Annotated in this window: 33 protein-coding genes; all 33 read right to left on the bottom strand. The window is 38.6% G+C overall.

Annotation, left to right across the window (positions count from 1 at the left end; genetic code table 11):
• Nucleotides 1-56: 56 nt before the first annotated feature.
• Nucleotides 57-419 carry a 50S ribosomal protein L17 gene (gene rplQ, locus B7R65_RS19680; RefSeq protein WP_088044538.1) on the bottom strand — a complete coding sequence of 121 codons (363 nt, stop codon included), beginning with the start codon at nucleotides 417-419 and terminating at the stop codon, nucleotides 57-59.
• Nucleotides 420-506: 87 nt separating this feature from the next.
• Nucleotides 507-1,451: a DNA-directed RNA polymerase subunit alpha gene (locus B7R65_RS19685; protein ID WP_088044539.1), complete on the bottom strand. Its 945-nt coding sequence runs from the start codon at nucleotides 1,449-1,451 to the stop codon at nucleotides 507-509.
• 168 nt (nucleotides 1,452-1,619) lie between these two features.
• Nucleotides 1,620-2,009: a 30S ribosomal protein S11 gene (rpsK, locus tag B7R65_RS19690; protein WP_088044540.1), complete on the bottom strand. Its 390-nt coding sequence runs from the start codon at nucleotides 2,007-2,009 to the stop codon at nucleotides 1,620-1,622.
• Nucleotides 2,010-2,038: 29 nt separating this feature from the next.
• The gene (gene rpsM, locus B7R65_RS19695) at nucleotides 2,039-2,404 is read right to left on the bottom strand and encodes a 30S ribosomal protein S13 (protein WP_088044541.1); all 366 of its coding nucleotides are present in this window, start codon (nucleotides 2,402-2,404) and stop codon (nucleotides 2,039-2,041) included.
• Nucleotides 2,405-2,425: 21 nt separating this feature from the next.
• Nucleotides 2,426-2,539: a 50S ribosomal protein L36 gene (gene rpmJ, locus B7R65_RS19700; RefSeq protein ID WP_000868344.1), complete on the bottom strand. Its 114-nt coding sequence runs from the start codon at nucleotides 2,537-2,539 to the stop codon at nucleotides 2,426-2,428.
• A 38-nt stretch (nucleotides 2,540-2,577) separates the two neighbouring features.
• Nucleotides 2,578-2,796: a translation initiation factor IF-1 gene (infA, locus tag B7R65_RS19705; RefSeq protein WP_056467475.1), complete on the bottom strand. Its 219-nt coding sequence runs from the start codon at nucleotides 2,794-2,796 to the stop codon at nucleotides 2,578-2,580.
• A 286-nt stretch (nucleotides 2,797-3,082) separates the two neighbouring features.
• On the bottom strand, nucleotides 3,083-3,733 hold the full coding sequence (locus B7R65_RS19710; RefSeq protein ID WP_088044542.1) for an adenylate kinase: 651 nt from the start codon (nucleotides 3,731-3,733) through the stop codon (nucleotides 3,083-3,085).
• A gap of 60 nt (nucleotides 3,734-3,793) precedes the next feature.
• On the bottom strand, nucleotides 3,794-5,095 hold the full coding sequence (secY, locus tag B7R65_RS19715) for a preprotein translocase subunit SecY (protein WP_088044543.1): 1,302 nt from the start codon (nucleotides 5,093-5,095) through the stop codon (nucleotides 3,794-3,796).
• A 2-nt stretch (nucleotides 5,096-5,097) separates the two neighbouring features.
• A complete protein-coding gene (rplO, locus tag B7R65_RS19720; RefSeq protein ID WP_088044544.1) occupies nucleotides 5,098-5,538 on the bottom strand; it encodes a 50S ribosomal protein L15 in 441 nt (146 codons plus the stop codon).
• Between the two features lie 30 nt (nucleotides 5,539-5,568).
• Entirely contained in the window at nucleotides 5,569-5,751 is a 183-nt protein-coding gene (rpmD, locus tag B7R65_RS19725) for a 50S ribosomal protein L30 (protein WP_088044545.1), read from the bottom strand.
• A 15-nt stretch (nucleotides 5,752-5,766) separates the two neighbouring features.
• A complete protein-coding gene (rpsE, locus tag B7R65_RS19730) occupies nucleotides 5,767-6,267 on the bottom strand; it encodes a 30S ribosomal protein S5 (protein ID WP_088044546.1) in 501 nt (166 codons plus the stop codon).
• 20 nt (nucleotides 6,268-6,287) lie between these two features.
• On the bottom strand, nucleotides 6,288-6,650 hold the full coding sequence (rplR, locus tag B7R65_RS19735; protein ID WP_088044547.1) for a 50S ribosomal protein L18: 363 nt from the start codon (nucleotides 6,648-6,650) through the stop codon (nucleotides 6,288-6,290).
• Between the two features lie 31 nt (nucleotides 6,651-6,681).
• The gene (gene rplF, locus B7R65_RS19740; RefSeq protein ID WP_088044548.1) at nucleotides 6,682-7,218 is read right to left on the bottom strand and encodes a 50S ribosomal protein L6; all 537 of its coding nucleotides are present in this window, start codon (nucleotides 7,216-7,218) and stop codon (nucleotides 6,682-6,684) included.
• A 30-nt stretch (nucleotides 7,219-7,248) separates the two neighbouring features.
• A complete protein-coding gene (rpsH, locus tag B7R65_RS19745) occupies nucleotides 7,249-7,647 on the bottom strand; it encodes a 30S ribosomal protein S8 (RefSeq protein ID WP_088044549.1) in 399 nt (132 codons plus the stop codon).
• Between the two features lie 33 nt (nucleotides 7,648-7,680).
• A complete protein-coding gene (locus B7R65_RS19750) occupies nucleotides 7,681-7,866 on the bottom strand; it encodes a type Z 30S ribosomal protein S14 (protein ID WP_056467450.1) in 186 nt (61 codons plus the stop codon).
• 34 nt (nucleotides 7,867-7,900) lie between these two features.
• Nucleotides 7,901-8,440, bottom strand: coding sequence for a 50S ribosomal protein L5 (rplE, locus tag B7R65_RS19755; protein ID WP_088044550.1), 540 nt, complete (start codon nucleotides 8,438-8,440; stop codon nucleotides 7,901-7,903).
• A gap of 28 nt (nucleotides 8,441-8,468) precedes the next feature.
• Nucleotides 8,469-8,780, bottom strand: coding sequence for a 50S ribosomal protein L24 (gene rplX, locus B7R65_RS19760; protein WP_088044551.1), 312 nt, complete (start codon nucleotides 8,778-8,780; stop codon nucleotides 8,469-8,471).
• Between the two features lie 56 nt (nucleotides 8,781-8,836).
• The gene (rplN, locus tag B7R65_RS19765; protein ID WP_088003815.1) at nucleotides 8,837-9,205 is read right to left on the bottom strand and encodes a 50S ribosomal protein L14; all 369 of its coding nucleotides are present in this window, start codon (nucleotides 9,203-9,205) and stop codon (nucleotides 8,837-8,839) included.
• A gap of 46 nt (nucleotides 9,206-9,251) precedes the next feature.
• Nucleotides 9,252-9,515 (bottom strand): 30S ribosomal protein S17, encoded by a 264-nt coding sequence (gene rpsQ / locus B7R65_RS19770; RefSeq protein WP_088044552.1) that lies wholly within the window; start codon nucleotides 9,513-9,515, stop codon nucleotides 9,252-9,254.
• Between the two features lie 21 nt (nucleotides 9,516-9,536).
• Entirely contained in the window at nucleotides 9,537-9,737 is a 201-nt protein-coding gene (gene rpmC, locus B7R65_RS19775) for a 50S ribosomal protein L29 (protein WP_088044553.1), read from the bottom strand.
• Nucleotides 9,727-10,161 carry a 50S ribosomal protein L16 gene (rplP, locus tag B7R65_RS19780; protein ID WP_088044554.1) on the bottom strand — a complete coding sequence of 145 codons (435 nt, stop codon included), beginning with the start codon at nucleotides 10,159-10,161 and terminating at the stop codon, nucleotides 9,727-9,729. The genes rpmC and rplP overlap by 11 nt, the downstream gene beginning before the upstream one ends.
• A gap of 2 nt (nucleotides 10,162-10,163) precedes the next feature.
• Complete coding sequence (gene rpsC, locus B7R65_RS19785; protein WP_088044555.1) at nucleotides 10,164-10,823, bottom strand: 30S ribosomal protein S3; 660 nt, start codon at nucleotides 10,821-10,823, stop codon at nucleotides 10,164-10,166.
• A 3-nt stretch (nucleotides 10,824-10,826) separates the two neighbouring features.
• Complete coding sequence (rplV, locus tag B7R65_RS19790; RefSeq protein ID WP_088044556.1) at nucleotides 10,827-11,168, bottom strand: 50S ribosomal protein L22; 342 nt, start codon at nucleotides 11,166-11,168, stop codon at nucleotides 10,827-10,829.
• Between the two features lie 17 nt (nucleotides 11,169-11,185).
• The gene (gene rpsS / locus B7R65_RS19795) at nucleotides 11,186-11,464 is read right to left on the bottom strand and encodes a 30S ribosomal protein S19 (protein ID WP_069033610.1); all 279 of its coding nucleotides are present in this window, start codon (nucleotides 11,462-11,464) and stop codon (nucleotides 11,186-11,188) included.
• A 57-nt stretch (nucleotides 11,465-11,521) separates the two neighbouring features.
• Nucleotides 11,522-12,352: a 50S ribosomal protein L2 gene (gene rplB / locus B7R65_RS19800; RefSeq protein WP_088044557.1), complete on the bottom strand. Its 831-nt coding sequence runs from the start codon at nucleotides 12,350-12,352 to the stop codon at nucleotides 11,522-11,524.
• A gap of 31 nt (nucleotides 12,353-12,383) precedes the next feature.
• Entirely contained in the window at nucleotides 12,384-12,674 is a 291-nt protein-coding gene (gene rplW / locus B7R65_RS19805; RefSeq protein WP_088044558.1) for a 50S ribosomal protein L23, read from the bottom strand.
• Complete coding sequence (gene rplD, locus B7R65_RS19810) at nucleotides 12,674-13,297, bottom strand: 50S ribosomal protein L4 (RefSeq protein ID WP_088044559.1); 624 nt, start codon at nucleotides 13,295-13,297, stop codon at nucleotides 12,674-12,676. The genes rplW and rplD overlap by 1 nt, the downstream gene beginning before the upstream one ends.
• Before the next feature lie 26 nt (nucleotides 13,298-13,323).
• On the bottom strand, nucleotides 13,324-13,953 hold the full coding sequence (rplC, locus tag B7R65_RS19815) for a 50S ribosomal protein L3 (RefSeq protein ID WP_088044560.1): 630 nt from the start codon (nucleotides 13,951-13,953) through the stop codon (nucleotides 13,324-13,326).
• A 32-nt stretch (nucleotides 13,954-13,985) separates the two neighbouring features.
• Entirely contained in the window at nucleotides 13,986-14,294 is a 309-nt protein-coding gene (rpsJ, locus tag B7R65_RS19820) for a 30S ribosomal protein S10 (protein ID WP_088003795.1), read from the bottom strand.
• Between the two features lie 337 nt (nucleotides 14,295-14,631).
• Entirely contained in the window at nucleotides 14,632-15,819 is a 1,188-nt protein-coding gene (gene tuf / locus B7R65_RS19825) for an elongation factor Tu (RefSeq protein WP_088044561.1), read from the bottom strand.
• 120 nt (nucleotides 15,820-15,939) lie between these two features.
• The gene (fusA, locus tag B7R65_RS19830) at nucleotides 15,940-18,018 is read right to left on the bottom strand and encodes an elongation factor G (protein ID WP_088044562.1); all 2,079 of its coding nucleotides are present in this window, start codon (nucleotides 18,016-18,018) and stop codon (nucleotides 15,940-15,942) included.
• Between the two features lie 234 nt (nucleotides 18,019-18,252).
• Nucleotides 18,253-18,723: a 30S ribosomal protein S7 gene (gene rpsG / locus B7R65_RS19835; RefSeq protein ID WP_088044563.1), complete on the bottom strand. Its 471-nt coding sequence runs from the start codon at nucleotides 18,721-18,723 to the stop codon at nucleotides 18,253-18,255.
• Nucleotides 18,724-18,755: 32 nt separating this feature from the next.
• Complete coding sequence (rpsL, locus tag B7R65_RS19840) at nucleotides 18,756-19,178, bottom strand: 30S ribosomal protein S12 (protein WP_088044564.1); 423 nt, start codon at nucleotides 19,176-19,178, stop codon at nucleotides 18,756-18,758.
• Nucleotides 19,179-19,196 lie beyond the last annotated feature (18 nt).

Here is a 19,196-nt window from a genome sequence, read left to right on the forward strand (position 1 = left end):
TAAAAAAAGGGCAACGACATGTTTACAATAAACGTCGAGCCCTTTAGTAACGAATATTAAACTAATTCGATAACAACCATTGGTGCTGCGTCTCCACGACGAGGACCAATTTTAGCGATACGAGTGTATCCACCTTGGCGCTCAGTGTAACGAGGAGCAATGTCAGCGAATAATTTTTGTAATGCGTCTTGACCAGTCTCAGCGTTAGCAACTTCATTACGGATGTAAGCAGCAGCTAGACGACGAGCGTGTAAGTCTCCACGTTTACCTAAAGTAATCATTTTTTCAACTACAGAACGTAATTCTTTCGCACGAGTTTCAGTAGTTTGAATACGCTCGTTGATGATTAAGTCAGTAGTTAAATCACGTAGCATAGCTTTACGTTGTGAACTAGTACGTCCTAATTTTCTGTATCCCATTTCTAGTTCCCTCCTTTGTAGGTAGTATCAAAATTGGGTCATATAGACTAGATGAAGAGAACGCCTCTCCCTTTATCAAAGCAACAGTCAGTCTTCTTTACGTAGGCCTAAACCTAATTCTTCTAACTTGTGTTTCACTTCTTCTAAAGACTTACGACCTAAGTTACGTACTTTCATCATGTCTTCTTCTGTCTTATTAGCAAGTTCTTGTACTGTATTAATACCAGCTCGCTTTAAGCAGTTATATGAACGAACAGAAAGATCAAGTTCTTCAATCGTCATTTCAAGAACTTTATCTTTTTGATCTTCTTCTTTTTCGACCATGATTTCAGCATTCTTTGCTTCGTCAGTTAAACCTACAAAAATGTTTAAGTGTTCAGTTAGAATTTTTGAACCAAGAGCAATTGCATCTTTAGGTCCAATGCTTCCATCAGTCCAAACATCAAGTGTTAACTTATCGAAATTTGAAACCTGTCCCACACGTGTATTTTCTACTTGGTATGTGACACGAGACACTGGAGTATAAATCGAGTCGATAGGAATAACACCTATTGCTTGATCCTCTCTTTTATTACCATCTGCAGGGATGTATCCACGACCACGTCTAGCAATTAGACGGATACGAAGATGAGCATCTTTAGCTAGAGTCGCAATATGAAGATCTGGATTCAGAACTTCAACATCGCTATCATGCGTAATATCAGCTGCAGTAATCGGCCCTTCACCGCGTACATCAATTTCTAATGTTTTGTCTTCCTCAGAATAAATCTTAAGAGCAAGCTTTTTAACATTAAGAATAATTGTTGTAACGTCTTCTACAACTCCTTCAACTGTAGAAAACTCATGTAACACACCATCAATTTGGATAGCAGTTACAGCGGCACCAGGAAGTGAGGATAAAAGGATACGACGTAAGGAGTTACCTAGCGTTGTACCATATCCACGCTCAAGTGGTTCAATAACGAATTTACCGTACTTGGAATCGTCACTGATCTCAACCGTTTCGATTTTCGGCTTTTCGATTTCAATCATTTTATAAACCCTCCTTCAAAACGTCGAAACCCTCGGTTAGACGAATTGCTAACCGAAAGTCCCCATTAGGCAGTTCCTAATTGTGCACAACAAGAGATGTCTGTTAATATTTGCCAAACATATATCATAATCCATTATAGACAATTTTTGAAAATTTATACAGACAAATTATACACGACGACGTTTTGGTGGACGGCATCCGTTATGTGGAACTGGAGTAACGTCTCTGATAGCAGTTACTTCAAGACCAGCAGCTTGAAGAGCACGGATAGCAGCCTCACGACCAGCGCCAGGACCTTTAACCGTTACGTCAAGAGTTTTTAAACCATGTTCCATAGATGCTTTAGCAGCAGTTTCAGCAGCCATTTGTGCAGCAAAAGGTGTAGATTTACGAGAACCTCTGAAACCTAATGATCCAGCACTTGACCAAGAAATTGCGTTACCATGAACATCAGTAATTGTTACGATTGTGTTATTGAAAGTTGAACGAATATGAGCTGTACCAGCTTCAATATTCTTTTTCACACGACGTTTACGTACATTTGTTTTACGTGCCATGTTGAATACCCTCCTTTACTTAATATTTATTATTTCTTCTTGTTCGCTACCGTACGGCGTGGGCCTTTACGAGTACGAGCATTGTTTTTAGTGTTTTGACCACGAACAGGTAAGTTACGACGGTGGCGGATACCACGATATGAACCGATTTCGATAAGACGTTTAATGTTTAAAGAAACTTCACGACGAAGATCTCCTTCAACTTTTAACTTGTCAACTAATTCACGAATTTTACCTAATTCTTCTTCCGTTAAATCACGTACACGAGTGTCTTCTGAAATACCAGCTTCAGCTAAGATTTTTTCAGAAGTTGGACGACCGATACCGAATACATAAGTTAAAGAAATAACCACGCGTTTTTCGCGAGGAATATCTACACCAGCAATACGAGCCATTTAGGTGCACCTCCTTCTTTATTAACCTTGTTTTTGTTTATGTTTTGGATTTTCACAAATTACCATTACTTTACCACGTCTGCGAATAACTTTACATTTCTCACAGATTGGCTTTACTGATGGTCTCACTTTCATGATTTCAACCTCCTTGTAGATTACGGAGTGCATATTTATTATTTAAAGCGGTACGTAATACGCCCACGAGTTAAATCATATGGAGATAGTTCAACAGTTACTTTGTCACCTGGAAGAATACGAATGAAGTTCATACGAATTTTACCAGAAACGTGTGCTAGAACAACATGACCATTTTCTAATTCAACTTTGAACATCGCATTCGGAAGTGTTTCCGTAACGGTACCTTCAATTTCAATTACATCATCTTTCGCCATTAGGGCATTCTCCTTTCTTCAAATCAGTAGCTTGCTTTTAGGCAAACATACGCATAGGAACATTAAGCCAAAGTGCTCTGATATGTTGGAGATTTATTGGCCTACTAAGTAAGAAAATCTTGCCTTTAGTAGTATAGGAATTAACCTATCACCAAAATTGTACAAGTATATCTTATTTAATATCAATCGTTCCAAGCGAAGCTATGTTTAGCATTCATTACAGTATAAGTTTTGACGAAACGACAAAACGTCATACCCATGAAACGACGATCATCTCGTTCGTTTATTAAACTAACTCTTTTAAAAGATTATCAATGTCTTCAAAAACCTTGCTAATCTCTTGGTCACCTTCAATTGTTTTAACATAACCAAGGTTATTGTAAAAATCAAGTAAAGGTTGAGTTTGTTTGACATTTACTTCAAGGCGGTTTGCAACTGTTTCTTCATTATCATCTGCACGCTGATAAAGTTCTCCACCACATTTAGAGCAGATACCTTCTTCGGCAGGTGGATTGAAAATTAAGTGATAAGTCGCTCCACACTCTTTGCAAATACGACGTCCTGTTAAACGATCAATTAATAGCTGTTGGTCTACATGAATGTTTAACACGAAGTCTAATTTACGATTCATTAATTTCAGTGTCTCTTCTAGTGCTTCAGCCTGCGCAACTGTTCTAGGAAAGCCATCCAATAAAAAACCGTTTTGGCAATCATCTTTAGCTAATCGTTCACGTACAATTCCAATTGTTACTTCATCAGGAACAAGATGACCTTGATCCATAAACGATTTTGCTTTAAGACCTAGTTCTGTACCTTCTTTAATAGCTGCACGGAACATATCACCGGTAGAAATATGAGGAATATCGTATTTCTCTACTATTTTCTCAGCTTGTGTGCCTTTGCCTGCACCAGGAAGTCCCATTAATATTAAATTCATGGTTGATCCTCCTCAAAATTAGGTGAGCAAGAGGGAAATTTTTTACTTCCCTAACGCTCGTTATTTTATAAAGCCTTTGTAGTTTCTCTTTACAAGCTGACTTTCTAATTGCTTCATTGTTTCTAATGCTACGCCGACAACGATTAGTAAACTTGTTCCTCCAATTTGAGCTGAAGGAGGTAAGTTTGCAATTTTACCAAAAGCAATTGGTAATAATGCAATGAAAGCTAAGAAAATTGATCCCACAAACGTTAAGCGATATAAGACTTTGATTATATATTCTTGTGTGCTCTTACCTGGGCGAATACCTGGGATGTAGCCACCTTGCTTCTGTAAATTTTCAGCCATTTGCTCAGGATTAGCCTGAACAAAAGTATAAAAATATGAGAAAGCAATAATTAAAACTAAATAAAATGCCATTCCCCATGGATTATTATACGTAAAATGCGTTTTAATCCAATCAGTTACATTGTTACTTGGTAGGAACGATGCAATTGTTGATGGAGTGATTAAAAATGAAACAGCGAAGATTACCGGAATAACCCCAGCACCATTTACTTTTAATGGCAAGTGAGTTGATTGTCCTCCGACATAGCTATTCCCGTTACCATTGCTACGTTTCGCATACTGGATTGGAATTTTACGAGTAGCTTGTTGAATGTAAATTACAGCAACAATAACTAATAGTAAAACCAATGCCACTAAACCAACTTTAACAATGTTTAAAAATAGCGCATCTCCAGCACCTTTAAATTGTTGCTGATAGACTTGTGAAATCGTATTAGGTACAGCAGCAACGATACCACCAAAGATGATGATTGAAATTCCGTTCCCAACACCTTTAGCGGTAATCTGCTCACCTAACCACAATAAGAAAGCTGTACCAGCTGTTAGTACAGTTGCTATATATAGATAGGTTGACCAACCTGGATTTTCAATTAACATTCCGCCAGTAACGTTGTTCATACTGATCGACAAACCAATTGCTTCAATAAAACCAAGAATAATTGTGATATATCTAGTCAGTTGAGTTAATTTACGTCTACCAATCTCACCTTGCTTCGACCATTCAGTTAATTTTGGAACAACGTCCATTTGAAGTAACTGAATTATGATTGAAGCAGTAATGTAAGGCATTATACCCATTGCAAAAATCGAGAACTGTTTAAGGGCTCCTCCACCGAATGTATTTAACACTCCAAAGACGCTCAGTGAGCTATCTTGAGAAGCAAGTACATCAGCGTTGACGCTTGGAACAGGTATAAACGTTCCAATACGAAATACAATTAACATTAATAACGTGAAGAAAATCTTTCTTCTAATATCTGCAACGCGCATAAAGTTGGAGATTGTCCGGAACATTATTAGATCACCTCAGTTTTTCCACCAGCTGCTTCGATTGCCTCTACTGCAGTAGATGAGAACTTATGAGCTTTTACTGTAAGTTTAACTTCTAACTTACCTTTACCTAAAATTTTAATACCAGCTAATTCTTTACGAACTATACCAGATTCAATCAGTAACTCAGGAGTTACTTCAGTTCCGTTTTCGAAGCGGTTTAACGTTTCAACATTAACAATTGCGTATTCTTTACGGTTGATGTTAGTGAAACCACGTTTTGGTAAACGACGGAATAAAGGAGTTTGACCACCTTCAAATCCAAGACGAACACCGCCACCTGAACGAGCGTTTTGTCCTTTATGACCTTTACCAGCAGTCTTACCAGTACCAGAACCGATACCACGACCGATACGTTTCGATACTTTACGAGAACCTTCTGTAGGTTTTAATTCATGAAGTTTCATTAGGGCACCTCCTTACTTATTCATGTTTCATTAAATTTCTTTTACAGTTACAAGGTGAGAAACTTTGTTAATCATCCCACGCATTGCAGCGTTATCTTCTTTTACAACAGTTTGATTCGTTTTAGTAATACCTAAAGCACGAACTGTTGCGATTTGATCTTGTTTACGACCAATAACACTACGAGTAAGGGTAATTTCTAACTTTTTAGCCATCGTTATCCCTCCTTATTAACCTAGTAATTCTTCTACAGATTTACCGCGTAATTTTGCAACTTCATCCGCACGTTTAAGGTTACTTAAACCTTCGATTGTAGCACGTACAATGTTTACTGGTGTGTTAGAACCAAGAGATTTAGATAAGATATCATGTACTCCAGCAAGTTCTAATACCGCACGAACAGGACCTCCTGCGATAACTCCAGTACCGGCAGAAGCAGGTTTTAAGAATACTTCACCAGCTCCAAAACGACCTGTAATTACGTGAGGAATTGTAGTTCCAACGATTGGTACATTAATTAGATTTTTCTTAGCATCTTCAACAGCTTTACGGATTGCATCAGGTACTTCTTGAGCTTTACCAGTACCAAAACCTACATGACCGTTTTTGTCACCAACGACAACTAATGCTGCAAAACGGAAACGACGACCACCTTTTACAACCTTTGCAACACGGTTGATCGTAACTAGGCGTTCTTCAAGCTCTAATTTATTAGGATCAATGCGACGCATGTATGTCCCTCCTTCTTTTATTAAAATTGTAAACCAGCTTCACGAGCAGCTTCAGCTAAAGCTTTTACGCGACCATGATATAAGTAACCACCGCGGTCGAATACAACTTCAGTAACACCTTTATCAGTAGCGCGTTTAGCAACTAAACCACCAACTAATTTTGCTGCATCGATATTACCAGTACCATTTAAAGTTAATTCTTTATCTAAAGTTGATGCACTTGCTAATGTTACACCATTAACATCATCAATGATTTGAGCATAGATATGGTTGTTTGAACGATAAACGTTTAAACGTGGACGTTCTTGAGTACCAGATAATTTAGTACGAACACGAGCATGTCTCTTTTTACGTACTGCATTTTTATCAGCCTTAAAGATCATCTTGGTCACTCCTTTCTCTTATCTAGTTAGATTACTTCGCAGTTTTACCTTCTTTACGACGAACCATTTCGCCTTCGTAACGAATACCTTTACCTTTATAAGGCTCTGGTGGACGTACTTGACGAATGTAAGCAGCAAGTGCACCTACACGTTCTTTGTCGATACCTTTGATACTGATTTTAGTATTTGAAGGTACTTCGATTTCAACACCATTTTCAGGAGTGATTTCAACTGGGTGAGAATAACCAACGCTAAGAACAAGTTTGTCACCTGTTTTAGTAGCACGGTAACCTACCCCAACTAGTTCAAGGTTACGAGTATAACCATTAGTTACACCTTCAACCATGTTCCCTAAAAGGGCACGAGTTGTACCATGAAGAGCACGGTGCTCTTTGTTATCAGTTGGACGTACAACTGTTAATACGTTCTCGTTTAATTCGATTTGCATATCAGAACTAAAAGTACGAGTTAACTCGCCTTTAGGTCCTTTTACTGTAATAGTATTGTTGTTATTAGTAAGAGTAACTCCTGCAGGAATTACAAGTTCTTTTTTACCAACACGAGACATTCACTACACCTCCATTCTCTCTGTCGTTTATTACCAAACGTATGCTAAGATTTCGCCACCAGTTTTAGCTTGGCGAGCTTCTTTATCTGTCATTACACCTTTTGAAGTTGAAAGAATTGCAACACCTAAACCATTAAGTACACGTGGTACTTCATCAGCTTTAGCGTAAACACGTAAGCCAGGCTTAGAGATTCTTTTTAATCCAGTGATAACACGTTCGTTGTTCACACCATATTTTAAGAAAATACGGATGATACCTTGTTTTTCGTCTTCAATGTACTCAACGTCACGGATAAAACCTTCACGTTTTAGAATTTCAGCAACTTCTTTCTTTAGGTTAGAACCTGGGAATTCTAATTTCTCGTGACGTACCATGTTCGCATTACGAATGCGAGTAAGCATATCTGCAATAGGATCTGTCATGACCATGTTCAGATAACCTCCTTCCTAATATCTATTGAATTACCAACTAGCTTTTTTAACGCCAGGGATTTGTCCTTTATAAGCAAGTTCACGGAAACAAATACGGCAAAGTTTAAATTTACGTAATACTGAGTGTGGACGTCCGCAACGTTCGCAACGTGTATACTCTTGTACTTTAAATTTTTGAGCACGTTTTTGTTTCGCAATCATTGATTTTTTAGCCACGTTTTCGCCTCCTCTTCTTTAGCGCTGGCTTTCATTATTTTTGAAAAGGCATTCCAAATAATGTTAGCATTTCACGAGCTTCTTCATCAGTATTTGCAGTAGTTACAATAACGATGTCCATACCACGTACTTTATTTACTTTATCATAATCGATCTCTGGGAAGATTAATTGTTCTTTAACACCTAAAGTGTAGTTTCCACGGCCATCGAATGCTTTTTTAGAGATTCCACGGAAGTCACGTACACGAGGTAATGTTACAGATACTAATTTCTCAAAGAATTCGTACATACGCTCACCACGTAATGTAACTTTAGCACCGATAGGCATTCCTTCACGAAGACGGAATTGAGCGATTGATTTTTTAGCTTTAGTAACAACAGGTTTTTGACCTGCGATTAAAGTTAATTCTTCAACAGCAGTATCTAATGCTTTTGAGTTAGAAACAGCCTCACCAACACCCATGTTGATAACGATCTTTTCAATTTTAGGTACTTCCATAACTGATTTATAGTTAAACTTACTCATTAGAGCAGGAGTAATTTCTTTTTGATATTTCTCGACTAGGCGGTTCATTCAGTTGACCTCCTTTCATAAATTTCTATTATTTATCAAGTAATTCGCCTGATTTTTTAGCAATACGTACTTTTTTACCATCCACTAATTGGTAACCTACACGTGTAGGTACTCCAGTTTTTGGATCTAATGCCATAACATTAGAAACATGGATTGGTGCTTCTTTCTCGATGATGCCACCTTGTGGGTTAGCTTGAGTAGGTTTTGAGTGTTTTTTAATGATGTTAACACCTTCAACTAGTACGCGGTTATTCTTTGGAAATGAAGCAAGGATAACGCCTTGTTTTCCTTTGTCTTTGCCAGAGATAACTTGAACTTTATCACCTTTTTTTACATGCATCTTCTTCGTGCACCTCCTTAATAAGGCTTTCTGAAGTATTTATTGTAGTTCATTAATTATAGTACTTCTGGAGCTAATGATACGATTTTCATGAAGTTGCTATCACGTAATTCACGTGCAACTGGTCCGAAAATACGAGTACCACGTGGGCTCTTATCATCTTTAATGATAACAGCTGCGTTTTCATCAAAACGAATGTAAGTACCGTCTGGACGACGAACACCGCGCTTCGTACGAACGATAACGGCTTTAACTACATCACCTTTTTTAACAACGCCACCTGGTGTTGCTTGTTTCACTGTACATACGATGATATCACCGATGTTGGCAGTTTTACGGCCTGAACCACCTAATACTTTAATAGTAAGTAATTCACGAGCACCTGAATTGTCAGCAACTTTTAAACGAGTTTCTTGTTGGATCATGTCAAATTGACCTCCTTTCGGATTAGGAATAATATCCGATCATCTATTAGATAATAACAGCTTCTTCTACAATTTCAATTAAACGGAAACGTTTTGTAGCTGATAATGGACGAGTCTCCATGATTTTTACGATATCGCCAACTTTTGCTTGGTTTAGCTCATCGTGCGCTTTATATTTCTTAGAATATCTAACGCGTTTTCCGTATAGCTTGTGTGTTTTATAAGTTTCAACTACAACCGTAATTGTCTTATCCATTTTATCAGAAACTACACGTCCTGTGTAAACTTTACGTTGGTTACGTTCGCTCACTGTGCAAACCTCCCCTCATGATTAGTTGTTAGAGTTGATCTCTCTTTCACGTACTACAGTTTTCATACGAGCAATGCCTTTACGAACCTCGCGGATACGAGCAGTGTTCTCTAATTGTCCTGTAGCTAATTGGAAACGAAGGTTAAATAACTCTTCTTTAAGAGATTTCACTTTTAATTCAATTTCAGCAGTAGTAAGATCGCGAATCTCATTAGTTTTCATTAGAATCACCACCATTTATTTCGCGTTTTACAAACTTACATTTAACTGGTAATTTGTGAGCTGCTAAGCGTAGAGCTTCACGTGCGATCTCTTCAGATACACCAGCGATTTCAAACATGATTTTACCTGGTTTAACAACTGCTACCCAACCCTCTGGAGCACCTTTACCGCTACCCATACGAACCTCAAGAGGTTTAGCTGTGTAAGGCTTAGAAGGGAAGATCTTAATCCATACTTTACCGCCACGTTTCATGTAACGAGTCATTGCACGACGCGCTGCTTCAATTTGACGGTTAGTAATCCAAGAAGCTTCAGTTGATTGTAAACCGAATTCACCGAATGCAATTTCAGTACCACCTTTGGCACGTCCACGCATTTTACCACGATGCTCTCTTCTATATTTAACACGTTTAGGCATTAACATAATTAATTTCCTCCTTCCTCAGAAGCTTTCTTTTTTGTAGGAAGAACTTCACCTTTGTAAATCCATACTTTTACGCCAAGTTTACCGTATGTTGTATCTGCTTCTGCAGTTGCATAATCGATATCTGCACGTAATGTATGAAGTGGCACTGTACCTTCGCTATATGATTCAGAACGAGCAATATCTGCTCCGCCAAGACGACCAGAAACTTGTGTTTTGATACCTAATGCACCAGCACGCATAGCACGTTGAAGTACTTGCTTTTGAGCACGACGGAAAGAAACACGGTTTTCTAATTGACGAGCGATGTTTTCAGCTACTAATTTAGCATCAAGATCTGCTCTTTTAATTTCAATGATGTTGATATGAACACGTTTACCAGTAAGGTTGTTTAAAGCTTTACGAAGTGCTTCAACTTCAGAACCACCTTTACCGATTACCATACCAGGTTTAGCAGTGTGAACAGTGATGTTTACACGGTTAGCAGCTCTTTCGATTTCTACTTTAGAAACAGCAGAATCTTTTAAACGAGTGCTGATATATTCACGAATTTTAATATCTTCATGTAAAAAGTCTGCGTAATCTTTCTCTGCATACCATTTAGATTCCCAATCTTTGATTATACCGACACGAAGTCCGACTGGATTTACCTTTTGACCCATCGATTATCCCTCCTTCTTCTCTGATACCACGATTGTAATGTGGCTTGTGCGTTTATTGATCGCGCTAGCACGTCCTTGTGCACGTGGGCGGAAACGTTTTAATGTTGCACCTTCATCAACGAATACTTTCTCGATGAATAAGTTGTTAACATCCATATCATAGTTATGTTCTGCATTTGCAATAGCAGATTTTAATAATTTTTCTACAACAGGAGAAGCAGTTTTTGGTGTGTGTCGAAGGATTGCGATCGCTTCGCCAACTTGTTTACCTCGGATTAAATCGACTACTAGACGAACTTTACGAGGAGCGATACGAACTGTTCTCAGTACAGCTTTTGCTTGCATTGGAGTGCCTCCTCTCATTATCTTCTAGTTTTCTTGTCATCCGCATCGTGACCTTTATAAGTACGAGTTGGAGCAAATTCACCAAGTTTGTGACCTACCATATCTTCTGATACATATACAGGTACGTGTTTACGACCATCGTACACTGCTATAGTATGTCCGATAAATTGTGGGAAAATAGTCGAACGACGTGACCAAGTTTTTACAACTTGCTTTGAGTCAGTTTCGTTTAATTTCTCAACTTTTGCTAATAAGTGATCATCAATAAATGGACCTTTTTTCAGGCTGCGTCCCATTGTGGTACCTCCCTTCGTGATTGACCTACGGTTCTAGTGAACCGTAGCACAACCGCGTTATTTTTTACGACGACGTACGATAAACTTGTCTGACGCTTTGTTTTTCTTACGAGTTTTGTAACCAAGAGTTGGTTTACCCCATGGAGACATTGGTGATTTACGTCCGATTGGAGAGCGTCCTTCACCACCACCGTGTGGGTGATCAACTGGGTTCATTACAGATCCACGTACAGTTGGGCGTTTACCCATCCAACGAGAACGACCTGCTTTACCGATGTTAATAAGTTCGTGGTGCTCATTACCTACTTGACCTACAGTCGCGCGGCATGTAGCTAATACCATACGTACTTCACCAGAGTTTAAGCGAACAAGTACATAACGATCTTCTTTACCTAATACTTGAGCAGAAGTACCAGCTGAACGTACTAATTGTCCTCCACGACCAGGTTTTAATTCGATATTGTGGATTGTTGTACCAACTGGAATGTTTACAAGTGGTAAAGCGTTACCTACTTTAATATCAGCTTCAGGACCTGAAATAATTTCCATTCCAACAACTAAGTTTTTAGGTGCAAGAATGTAACGTTTTTCTCCATCAGCATAGTTAATTAATGCAATGTTAGCAGAACGGTTTGGATCATACTCGATTGTAGCAACGCGTCCTGGTATACCATCTTTATCTCTTTTGAAATCGATAATACGGTATTGACGTTTATGTCCACCACCTTGGTGACGAACAGTAATTTTACCTTGGTTATTACGGCCAGCTTTTTTACTAAGTGGTGCTAGTAATGATTTTTCTGGTTTGTCAGTAGTGATCTCAGCAAAGTCATTAGTAGTCATTCCACGACGACCGTTTGTGGTTGGTTTATACTTTTTGATTCCCATCGTAAGTTCCCTCCTTTTCTAGTAGTTAGTTTTAAACGCCTTCGAATAATTGAATATCTTGGCTATCAGCAGTTAATTTAACGATTGCTTTTCTACGACGGTTAGTGAAACCAGCATGTTTACCCATACGTTTAAACTTACCTTTGTAGTTCATAATGTTAACTTTTTCTACTTTAACACCGAAGATTGCTTCAACAGCATCTTTAACTTCAGTTTTATTAGCTCTTACATCAACTTCGAAAGTGTATTTTTTCTCTGATATAGCATCCATAGAAGCTTCAGTGACAACCGGGCGTTTGATAATATCACGAGGATCCTTCATTACGCAAGCACCTCCTCTACTTTTTCCACCGCAGCTTTAGTCATGATTAAAGTATCATGATGTAAAACGTCGATTACATTAACTTCATTTGCTGCAAGTACTGTAATTCCTTGGATATTGCGAGCAGATAAAGCTACGTTTTCATTTAAGTCAGCTGTAACGATTAAGACTTTCTTTTGTACAGATAAGCCTTGTAATACAGTAACCATATCTTTTGTTTTTGGCGCGTTTAACACTAAATCTTCAAGCACTAACATGCTTTGCTCTAATACTTTCGTAGATAAAGCAGATTTAATTGCTAAGCGACGTACCTTTTTAGGTAATTTATAAGCGTATGATCTTGGAGCTGGACCGAATACGATACCACCACCACGCCATTGTGGAGAACGGATAGAACCTTGACGAGCACGTCCAGTTCCTTTTTGTTTCCATGGTTTACGACCACCACCACGTACTTCAGAACGTGTTTTTACTTTGTGTGTACCTTGACGTAATGACGCACGTTGCATCATTACAGCGTCAAATAAAACGTGTTCGTTTGGAGCGATTCCGAAAACAGCATCTGCTAATTCGATTTCTCCTACTTGAGCACCAGTTTGATTAAACATAGTAACTTTAGGCATTTGGTTTCCTCCTTTCTTCTAATTAATTAGTTAGATTTAACCGCAGAACGGATTGTTACGTAAGATTTTTTAGCACCTGGTACATTACCTTTTACTAATAGTAAGTTACGCTCAGCGTCAACTTTAACAATTTGTAAGTTTTGTACAGTTACTTTTTCTCCACCCATACGTCCTGGTAATGCTTTGTTTTTAAATACGCGGTTTGGAGCTACAGGACCCATTGACCCTGGACGACGGTGGTAACGAGAACCGTGAGACATTGGTCCACGAGATTGTCCGTGGCGCTTAATGCTACCTTGGAATCCTTTACCTTTTGAAGTACCAGTTACATCAACGATGTCACCATTTGCAAATATATCTACCTTGACTTCTTGACCAACTTCATAAGCTGACATATCAGCATTACGAATTTCACGAACGAAGCGCTTAGGTGCAGTGTTTGCTTTAGCAGCGTGGCCTTTTTCAGGTTTGTTAGCGATTTTATCACGTTTATCAGCAAATCCGATTTGGATTGCTTCATATCCGTCAGTTTCAGCAGTTTTCTTTTGTAAAATCACGTTTGAAGCTGCTTCGATAACAGTTACTGGAATTAACTCACCATTTTCAGCAAATACTTGTGTCATACCGATCTTTTTCCCTAAGATTCCTTTAGTCATAAGTCACACCTCCTGAATTTTCTATATTGTTATTAAAGCTTGATTTCAATATCAACGCCAGACGGTAAGTCCAGTCTCATTAGTGAATCAACAGTTTGTGGTGTTGGGTTCACGATATCGATTAAACGTTTGTGTGTGCGCATTTCGAATTGCTCACGAGAATCTTTGTATTTATGAACCGCACGAAGAATCGTGTAAATTGATTTCTCAGTTGGTAATGGGATCGGACCAGATACAGAAGCACCTGAACGTTTCGCAGTTTCAACGATTTTTTCAGCAGATTGATCTAAAATACGGTGATCGTAAGCTTTTAAACGAATACGAATTTTTTCTTTTGCCATAATTTTCCCTCCTTTTTCGCCTATTTATATAATAGACATACTCCATGGAAATTTCCTTACACTCGCCATGGCAAAGCGGCCGGGTGTATCAGCAACCTTCCATTTCTACGCAGTCAAAGACCAACATCAACTATTATACATAAAAAATAATGCCTTTGCAAGCATTAGTTATAAGTTTAATTTAGATAGTGATTTTGTCGTCTTTTGTACTTTGTTATTATATTATCTCTACAAATGAAAATCAAGCAAGAATCAGTTTCTTCTATTGTATTAAATATTTCCAGTTTACAAATAAAAAAAGCTTAGAAGATATTATCTTCTAAGCTTGTAAGTTTAATTATTCAACGATTGTAGCAACTACGCCAGCGCCTACAGTACGTCCACCCTCACGGATAGAGAACTTAGTTCCTTCTTCAACAGCGATTGGGTTGATTAACTCAACTGTCATTTCGATGTTGTCGCCAGGCATAACCATTTCAGTACCTTCTGGTAATTGGATGATTCCAGTTACGTCAGTTGTACGGAAGTAGAATTGTGGACGGTAGTTAGCGAAGAATGGAGTGTGACGTCCACCTTCTTCTTTTGATAAAACGTAAACTTCAGCTTTGAACTTTGTGTGTTGTTTAACTGAACCTGGTTTAGCTAAAACTTGACCACGTTGGATATCGTCACGAGCAACCCCACGAAGAAGTGCACCGATGTTGTCTCCAGCTTCTGCTTGATCAAGAAGTTTACGGAACATTTCAACACCTGTTACAGTAGTTGATTTTGGCTCTTCAGTGAAACCGATGATTTCGATTACTTCACCGACTTTAACTACACCACGCTCAACACGTCCAGTAGCAACTGTTCCACGACCAGTGATTGAGAATACGTCCTCAACTGGCATTAAGAAAGGCTTGTCAGTTTGACGAACTGGTGTTGGGATATAAGAATCAACTTCAGCCATTAATTCATGGATTTTAGCTTCCCAAGCTTCATCACCTTCAAGAGCTTTAAGTGCAGAACCTTTGATTACAGGAATGTCATCGCCAGGGAATTCATATTCAGATAAAAGATCACGAATTTCCATTTCAACTAATTCAAGTAATTCTTCGTCGTCAACCATGTCACATTTGTTCATGAATACAACTAGGTATGGTACACCTACTTGACGAGATAAAAGAATGTGCTCACGAGTTTGAGGCATTGGACCATCAGCAGCAGATACTACTAAGATACCACCGTCCATTTGAGCAGCACCAGTGATCATGTTTTTAACATAGTCAGCGTGACCCGGGCAGTCAACGTGTGCATAGTGACGAGTTTCAGTTTCATACTCAACGTGTGCAGTAGAGATTGTGATTCCACGTTCTCTTTCTTCTGGAGCACCATCGATTTGATCGTAAGCACGAGCTTCTGCTCCACCTACTTTAGCTAATACAGTTGTAATAGCAGCAGTTAATGTAGTTTTACCATGGTCAACGTGTCCGATTGTACCAATGTTAACGTGTGGTTTTACACGTTCAAATTTAGCTTTACCCATTGTAAAAATCCTCCTTATAATTAAGAAAATTAATTTTAGTTTTATTATTATGCCATAAAGGGGCAATTCCCCTTTATAGCTAACATAAATAGTTATACATGATGAGAACTAAATAATCAATTACTCACCTTTATATTTTTTGATAATTTCTTCAGAGATTGATTTTGGTACATCTTCGTAATGGTCAAATACCATTGAGAACGTTCCACGTCCTTGAGTGTTAGAACGTAATGAAGTTGCATAACCAAACATCTCAGAAAGAGGTACCATTGCACGTACTACTTGTGCGTTACCGCGAGCTTCCATACCTTCAACGCGTCCACGACGAGAAGTAATATCACCCATGATATCTCCTAAGTATTCCTCAGGGATAACAACTTCTACTTTCATAAGTGGTTCAAGTAGAACTGGGTTACATTTCTTAACAGCATTTTTAAGAGCTAATGAAGCTGCTACTTTAAACGCCATCTCATTCGAGTCAACATCATGGTAAGAACCGTCAAATAGACGAGCTTTAATGTCGATTAGTGGGAATCCAGCTAATACACCATTTTTAAGAGAATCTTCAAGACCTGCAGCAACTGCTGGGATGTATTCACGAGGAACAACACCACCAACGATACCGTTTTCAAACTCAAAGCCTTTTCCTTCTTCGTTTGGAGAGAATTCAATCCAAACGTGTCCGAATTGTCCACGTCCACCAGATTGACGAACGAATTTACCTTCTACTTGTGCAGAAGAACGGAAAGTTTCACGGTATGCTACTTGAGGAGCACCAACGTTAGCTTCAACTTTGAATTCACGACGCATACGGTCAACAATGATATCAAGGTGAAGTTCACCCATACCACCGATGATTACTTGACCAGTTTCTTGATCAGTATGTGCACGGAAAGTTGGATCTTCTTCTGTTAATTTAACTAATGCTTGACCCATTTTATCTTGGTCAGCTTTAGATTTTGGTTCGATTGCAATGTGAATAACTGGCTCAGGGAATTCCATAGACTCAAGAATAACTAAATTCTTTTCATCACATAGAGTATCTCCAGTTGTAGTGTCTTTAAGACCTACAGCAGCAGCGATGTCTCCAGCATATACTTTCGAAATCTCTTGACGAGAGTTAGCATGCATTTGTAGGATACGTCCTACACGCTCACGCTTACCTTTCGTAGAGTTTTGAACGTAAGAACCAGATTCTAACGTACCTGCGTAAACACGGAAGAACGTTAATTTACCTACATAAGGGTCAGTCATGATTTTGAATGCTAATGCAGCGAAAGGCTCGTCGTCACTTGAAGGAACAACTTTTTCTTCATCAGAATCAGGAATAGTTCCCATAATTGCAGGTACATCTAATGGTGATGGTAAGTAGTCAATTACTGCATCAAGCATTAATTGAACACCTTTATTTTTGAAAGCAGATCCACATACTACTGGGTAGAATTGAACTGAACAAGTCGCTGTACGAATTGCAGCTTTTAATTCTGGAATAGTAATTTCTTCGCCTTCTAAATATTTAATCATTAATTCTTCATCTAGCTCAGCTACTGCTTCGATTAATCTTCCGCGGTATTCTTCAGCTAGTTCTTGATATTCTTCAGGGATTTCGATTGTTTCAATGTCAGTTCCTAAGTCGTTGTTGTACTTAATAGCTTTCATTTCAACAAGGTCAACAATACCCCAGAAATTATCTTCAGCACCCATTGCTAATTGAATTGGGTGTGCGTTAGCTTGTAAACGATCATGCAATGTTCCTACAGAGTATAAGAAATCCGCGCCGATTTTATCCATTTTGTTAACGAATACTACACGTGGAACTCCGTAAGTAGTTGCTTGACGCCATACTGTTTCAGTTTGAGGCTCAACACCTGATTGAGCATCAAGAACTGCTACTGCGCCATCAAGTACACGTAAAGAACGTTCAACTTCTACAGTGAAGTCTACGTGACCTGGAGTATCAATGATATTTACACGGTGGTTGTTCCATTGAGCTGTTGTAGCAGCAGAAGTGATAGTGATACCACGCTCTTGCTCTTGCTCCATCCAGTCCATTTGTGAAGCTCCTTCATGAGTTTCACCGATTTTGTGAATACGACCAGTGTAATAAAGGATACGCTCAGTTGTTGTTGTTTTACCAGCATCGATATGAGCCATGATCCCGATATTACGAGTATTATTTAAGGAGAACTCTCTTGACATAAGGGTTCTTTCTCCCTTCCAATTGTAAGTAGGATTTTTTTTAGTATAAGAAAAAGTTATTCCTATACATATTTCATGTTATAGAGTTAAGTACTACAAGCAAAGAACTTTCATGTCATCCTAAGTTATGTAATCCGACGTTCACCTATTTAAACTAGGGTAGCTAGTTTGAAAATAGGTGAACGACTTAACCAACATTCATTATGTGCAGAAATAACTAAATTGCTTTTAATCTTACCAACGGTAGTGAGCAAACGCTTTGTTCGCTTCTGCCATTTTGTGTGTATCTTCACGTTTCTTAACTGCAGAACCTGAGTTGTTAGCTGCATCAAGAATTTCGTTAGCTAAACGCTCTTCCATCGTTTTTTCTCCACGAAGACGAGAATAGTTTACTAACCAACGAAGACCTAAAGTTGTACGACGCTCTGGACGTACCTCAACTGGTACTTGGTAGTTAGAACCACCAACACGACGAGCTCTAACTTCTAGAACCGGCATGATATTTTTAAGAGCTGCTTCGAATACTTCCATTGGTTCTTTACCAGAACGTTCTTGGATTAATTCGAATGCTCCGTATAAGATAGCTTGAGATTTCCCTCTTTTTCCGTCAATCATCATTTTATTGATTAAACGAGAAACTAATTTTGAATTATAAAGTGGATCTGGCAATACATCTCTTTTTGCAACAGGACCTTTACGTGGCATGTTATTTCCTCCTTTCAACTAGTTGATATTTATTACTTCTTAGCTGCTTTTGGTCTCTTAGTTCCGTATTTAGAACGACCTTGCATACGGTTGTTAACACCTGCAGTATCTAACGCTCCACGAACGATGTGGTAACGTACCCCCGGTAAATCTTTTACACGTCCTCCACGAATAAGAACAACACTGTGCTCTTGTAAGTTGTGTCCGATACCTGGGATATAAGCAGTAACCTCGATTTGGTTAGTTAAACGTACACGAGCATATTTACGTAATGCTGAGTTCGGTTTCTTTGGAGTCATTGTACCAACACGAGTACAAACACCACGTTTTTGTGGAGCTGATAAATCAGTTGATTTTTTCTTTAATGAGTTGAAACCTTTGTTTAATGCTGGTGATTTTGATTTCCATACTTTAGAAGTACGTCCATTACGCACTAACTGGTTAATAGTAGGCATGAGTTTTCCTCCCTTCAC

This window comes from Bacillus sp. EAC (assembly GCF_002156875.1).
GTDB lineage: Bacteria > Bacillota > Bacilli > Bacillales > Bacillaceae_G > Gottfriedia.

Bases quoted from the DNA above. Each gene is read 5' to 3' on its own strand.
- secY (WP_088044543.1), bottom strand. From the start codon at position 5,095: ATGTTCCGGACAATCTCCAACTTTATGCGCGTTGCAGATATTAGAAGA.
- rplQ (WP_088044538.1), bottom strand. From the start codon at position 419: ATGGGATACAGAAAATTAGGACGTACTAGTTCACAACGTAAAGCTATG.
- rpmJ (WP_000868344.1), bottom strand. From the start codon at position 2,539: ATGAAAGTGAGACCATCAGTAAAGCCAATCTGTGAGAAATGTAAAGTT.
- fusA (WP_088044562.1), bottom strand. From the start codon at position 18,018: ATGTCAAGAGAGTTCTCCTTAAATAATACTCGTAATATCGGGATCATG.
- rplD (WP_088044559.1), bottom strand. From the start codon at position 13,297: ATGCCTAAAGTTACTATGTTTAATCAAACTGGTGCTCAAGTAGGAGAA.
- rpmD (WP_088044545.1), bottom strand. From the start codon at position 5,751: ATGGCTAAAAAGTTAGAAATTACCCTTACTCGTAGTGTTATTGGTCGT.
- rpsS (WP_069033610.1), bottom strand. From the start codon at position 11,464: ATGGGACGCAGCCTGAAAAAAGGTCCATTTATTGATGATCACTTATTA.
- rpsC (WP_088044555.1), bottom strand. From the start codon at position 10,823: ATGGGTCAAAAGGTAAATCCAGTCGGACTTCGTGTCGGTATAATCAAA.
- B7R65_RS19685 (WP_088044539.1), bottom strand. From the start codon at position 1,451: ATGATTGAAATCGAAAAGCCGAAAATCGAAACGGTTGAGATCAGTGAC.
- rpsH (WP_088044549.1), bottom strand. From the start codon at position 7,647: ATGGTCATGACAGATCCTATTGCAGATATGCTTACTCGCATTCGTAAT.
- B7R65_RS19710 (WP_088044542.1), bottom strand. From the start codon at position 3,733: ATGAATTTAATATTAATGGGACTTCCTGGTGCAGGCAAAGGCACACAA.
- rplO (WP_088044544.1), bottom strand. From the start codon at position 5,538: ATGAAACTTCATGAATTAAAACCTACAGAAGGTTCTCGTAAAGTATCG.
- rplB (WP_088044557.1), bottom strand. From the start codon at position 12,352: ATGGGAATCAAAAAGTATAAACCAACCACAAACGGTCGTCGTGGAATG.
- infA (WP_056467475.1), bottom strand. From the start codon at position 2,796: ATGGCGAAAGATGATGTAATTGAAATTGAAGGTACCGTTACGGAAACA.
- rplN (WP_088003815.1), bottom strand. From the start codon at position 9,205: ATGATCCAACAAGAAACTCGTTTAAAAGTTGCTGACAATTCAGGTGCT.
- rpsJ (WP_088003795.1), bottom strand. From the start codon at position 14,294: ATGGCAAAAGAAAAAATTCGTATTCGTTTAAAAGCTTACGATCACCGT.
- rpsE (WP_088044546.1), bottom strand. From the start codon at position 6,267: ATGCGTCGCATTGATCCTAATAAATTAGAGCTTGAAGAACGCCTAGTT.
- rplV (WP_088044556.1), bottom strand. From the start codon at position 11,168: ATGCAAGCAAAAGCTGTACTGAGAACAGTTCGTATCGCTCCTCGTAAA.
- rplF (WP_088044548.1), bottom strand. From the start codon at position 7,218: ATGTCTCGTGTTGGTAAAAAAGAACTTGTAATTCCTGCAGGAGTTACT.
- rplP (WP_088044554.1), bottom strand. From the start codon at position 10,161: ATGTTAATGCCTAAACGTGTTAAATATAGAAGAGAGCATCGTGGTAAA.
- tuf (WP_088044561.1), bottom strand. From the start codon at position 15,819: ATGGGTAAAGCTAAATTTGAACGTGTAAAACCACACGTTAACATTGGT.
- rplX (WP_088044551.1), bottom strand. From the start codon at position 8,780: ATGCATGTAAAAAAAGGTGATAAAGTTCAAGTTATCTCTGGCAAAGAC.
- rplW (WP_088044558.1), bottom strand. From the start codon at position 12,674: ATGAAGGATCCTCGTGATATTATCAAACGCCCGGTTGTCACTGAAGCT.
- rpmC (WP_088044553.1), bottom strand. From the start codon at position 9,737: ATGAAAACTAATGAGATTCGCGATCTTACTACTGCTGAAATTGAATTA.
- rplR (WP_088044547.1), bottom strand. From the start codon at position 6,650: ATGATCTTTAAGGCTGATAAAAATGCAGTACGTAAAAAGAGACATGCT.
- rplE (WP_088044550.1), bottom strand. From the start codon at position 8,440: ATGAACCGCCTAGTCGAGAAATATCAAAAAGAAATTACTCCTGCTCTA.
- rpsG (WP_088044563.1), bottom strand. From the start codon at position 18,723: ATGCCACGTAAAGGTCCTGTTGCAAAAAGAGATGTATTGCCAGATCCA.
- rpsL (WP_088044564.1), bottom strand. From the start codon at position 19,178: ATGCCTACTATTAACCAGTTAGTGCGTAATGGACGTACTTCTAAAGTA.
- rplC (WP_088044560.1), bottom strand. From the start codon at position 13,953: ATGACTAAAGGAATCTTAGGGAAAAAGATCGGTATGACACAAGTATTT.
- rpsK (WP_088044540.1), bottom strand. From the start codon at position 2,009: ATGGCACGTAAAACAAATGTACGTAAACGTCGTGTGAAAAAGAATATT.
- rpsM (WP_088044541.1), bottom strand. From the start codon at position 2,404: ATGGCTCGTATTGCTGGTGTAGATATTCCTCGCGAAAAACGCGTGGTT.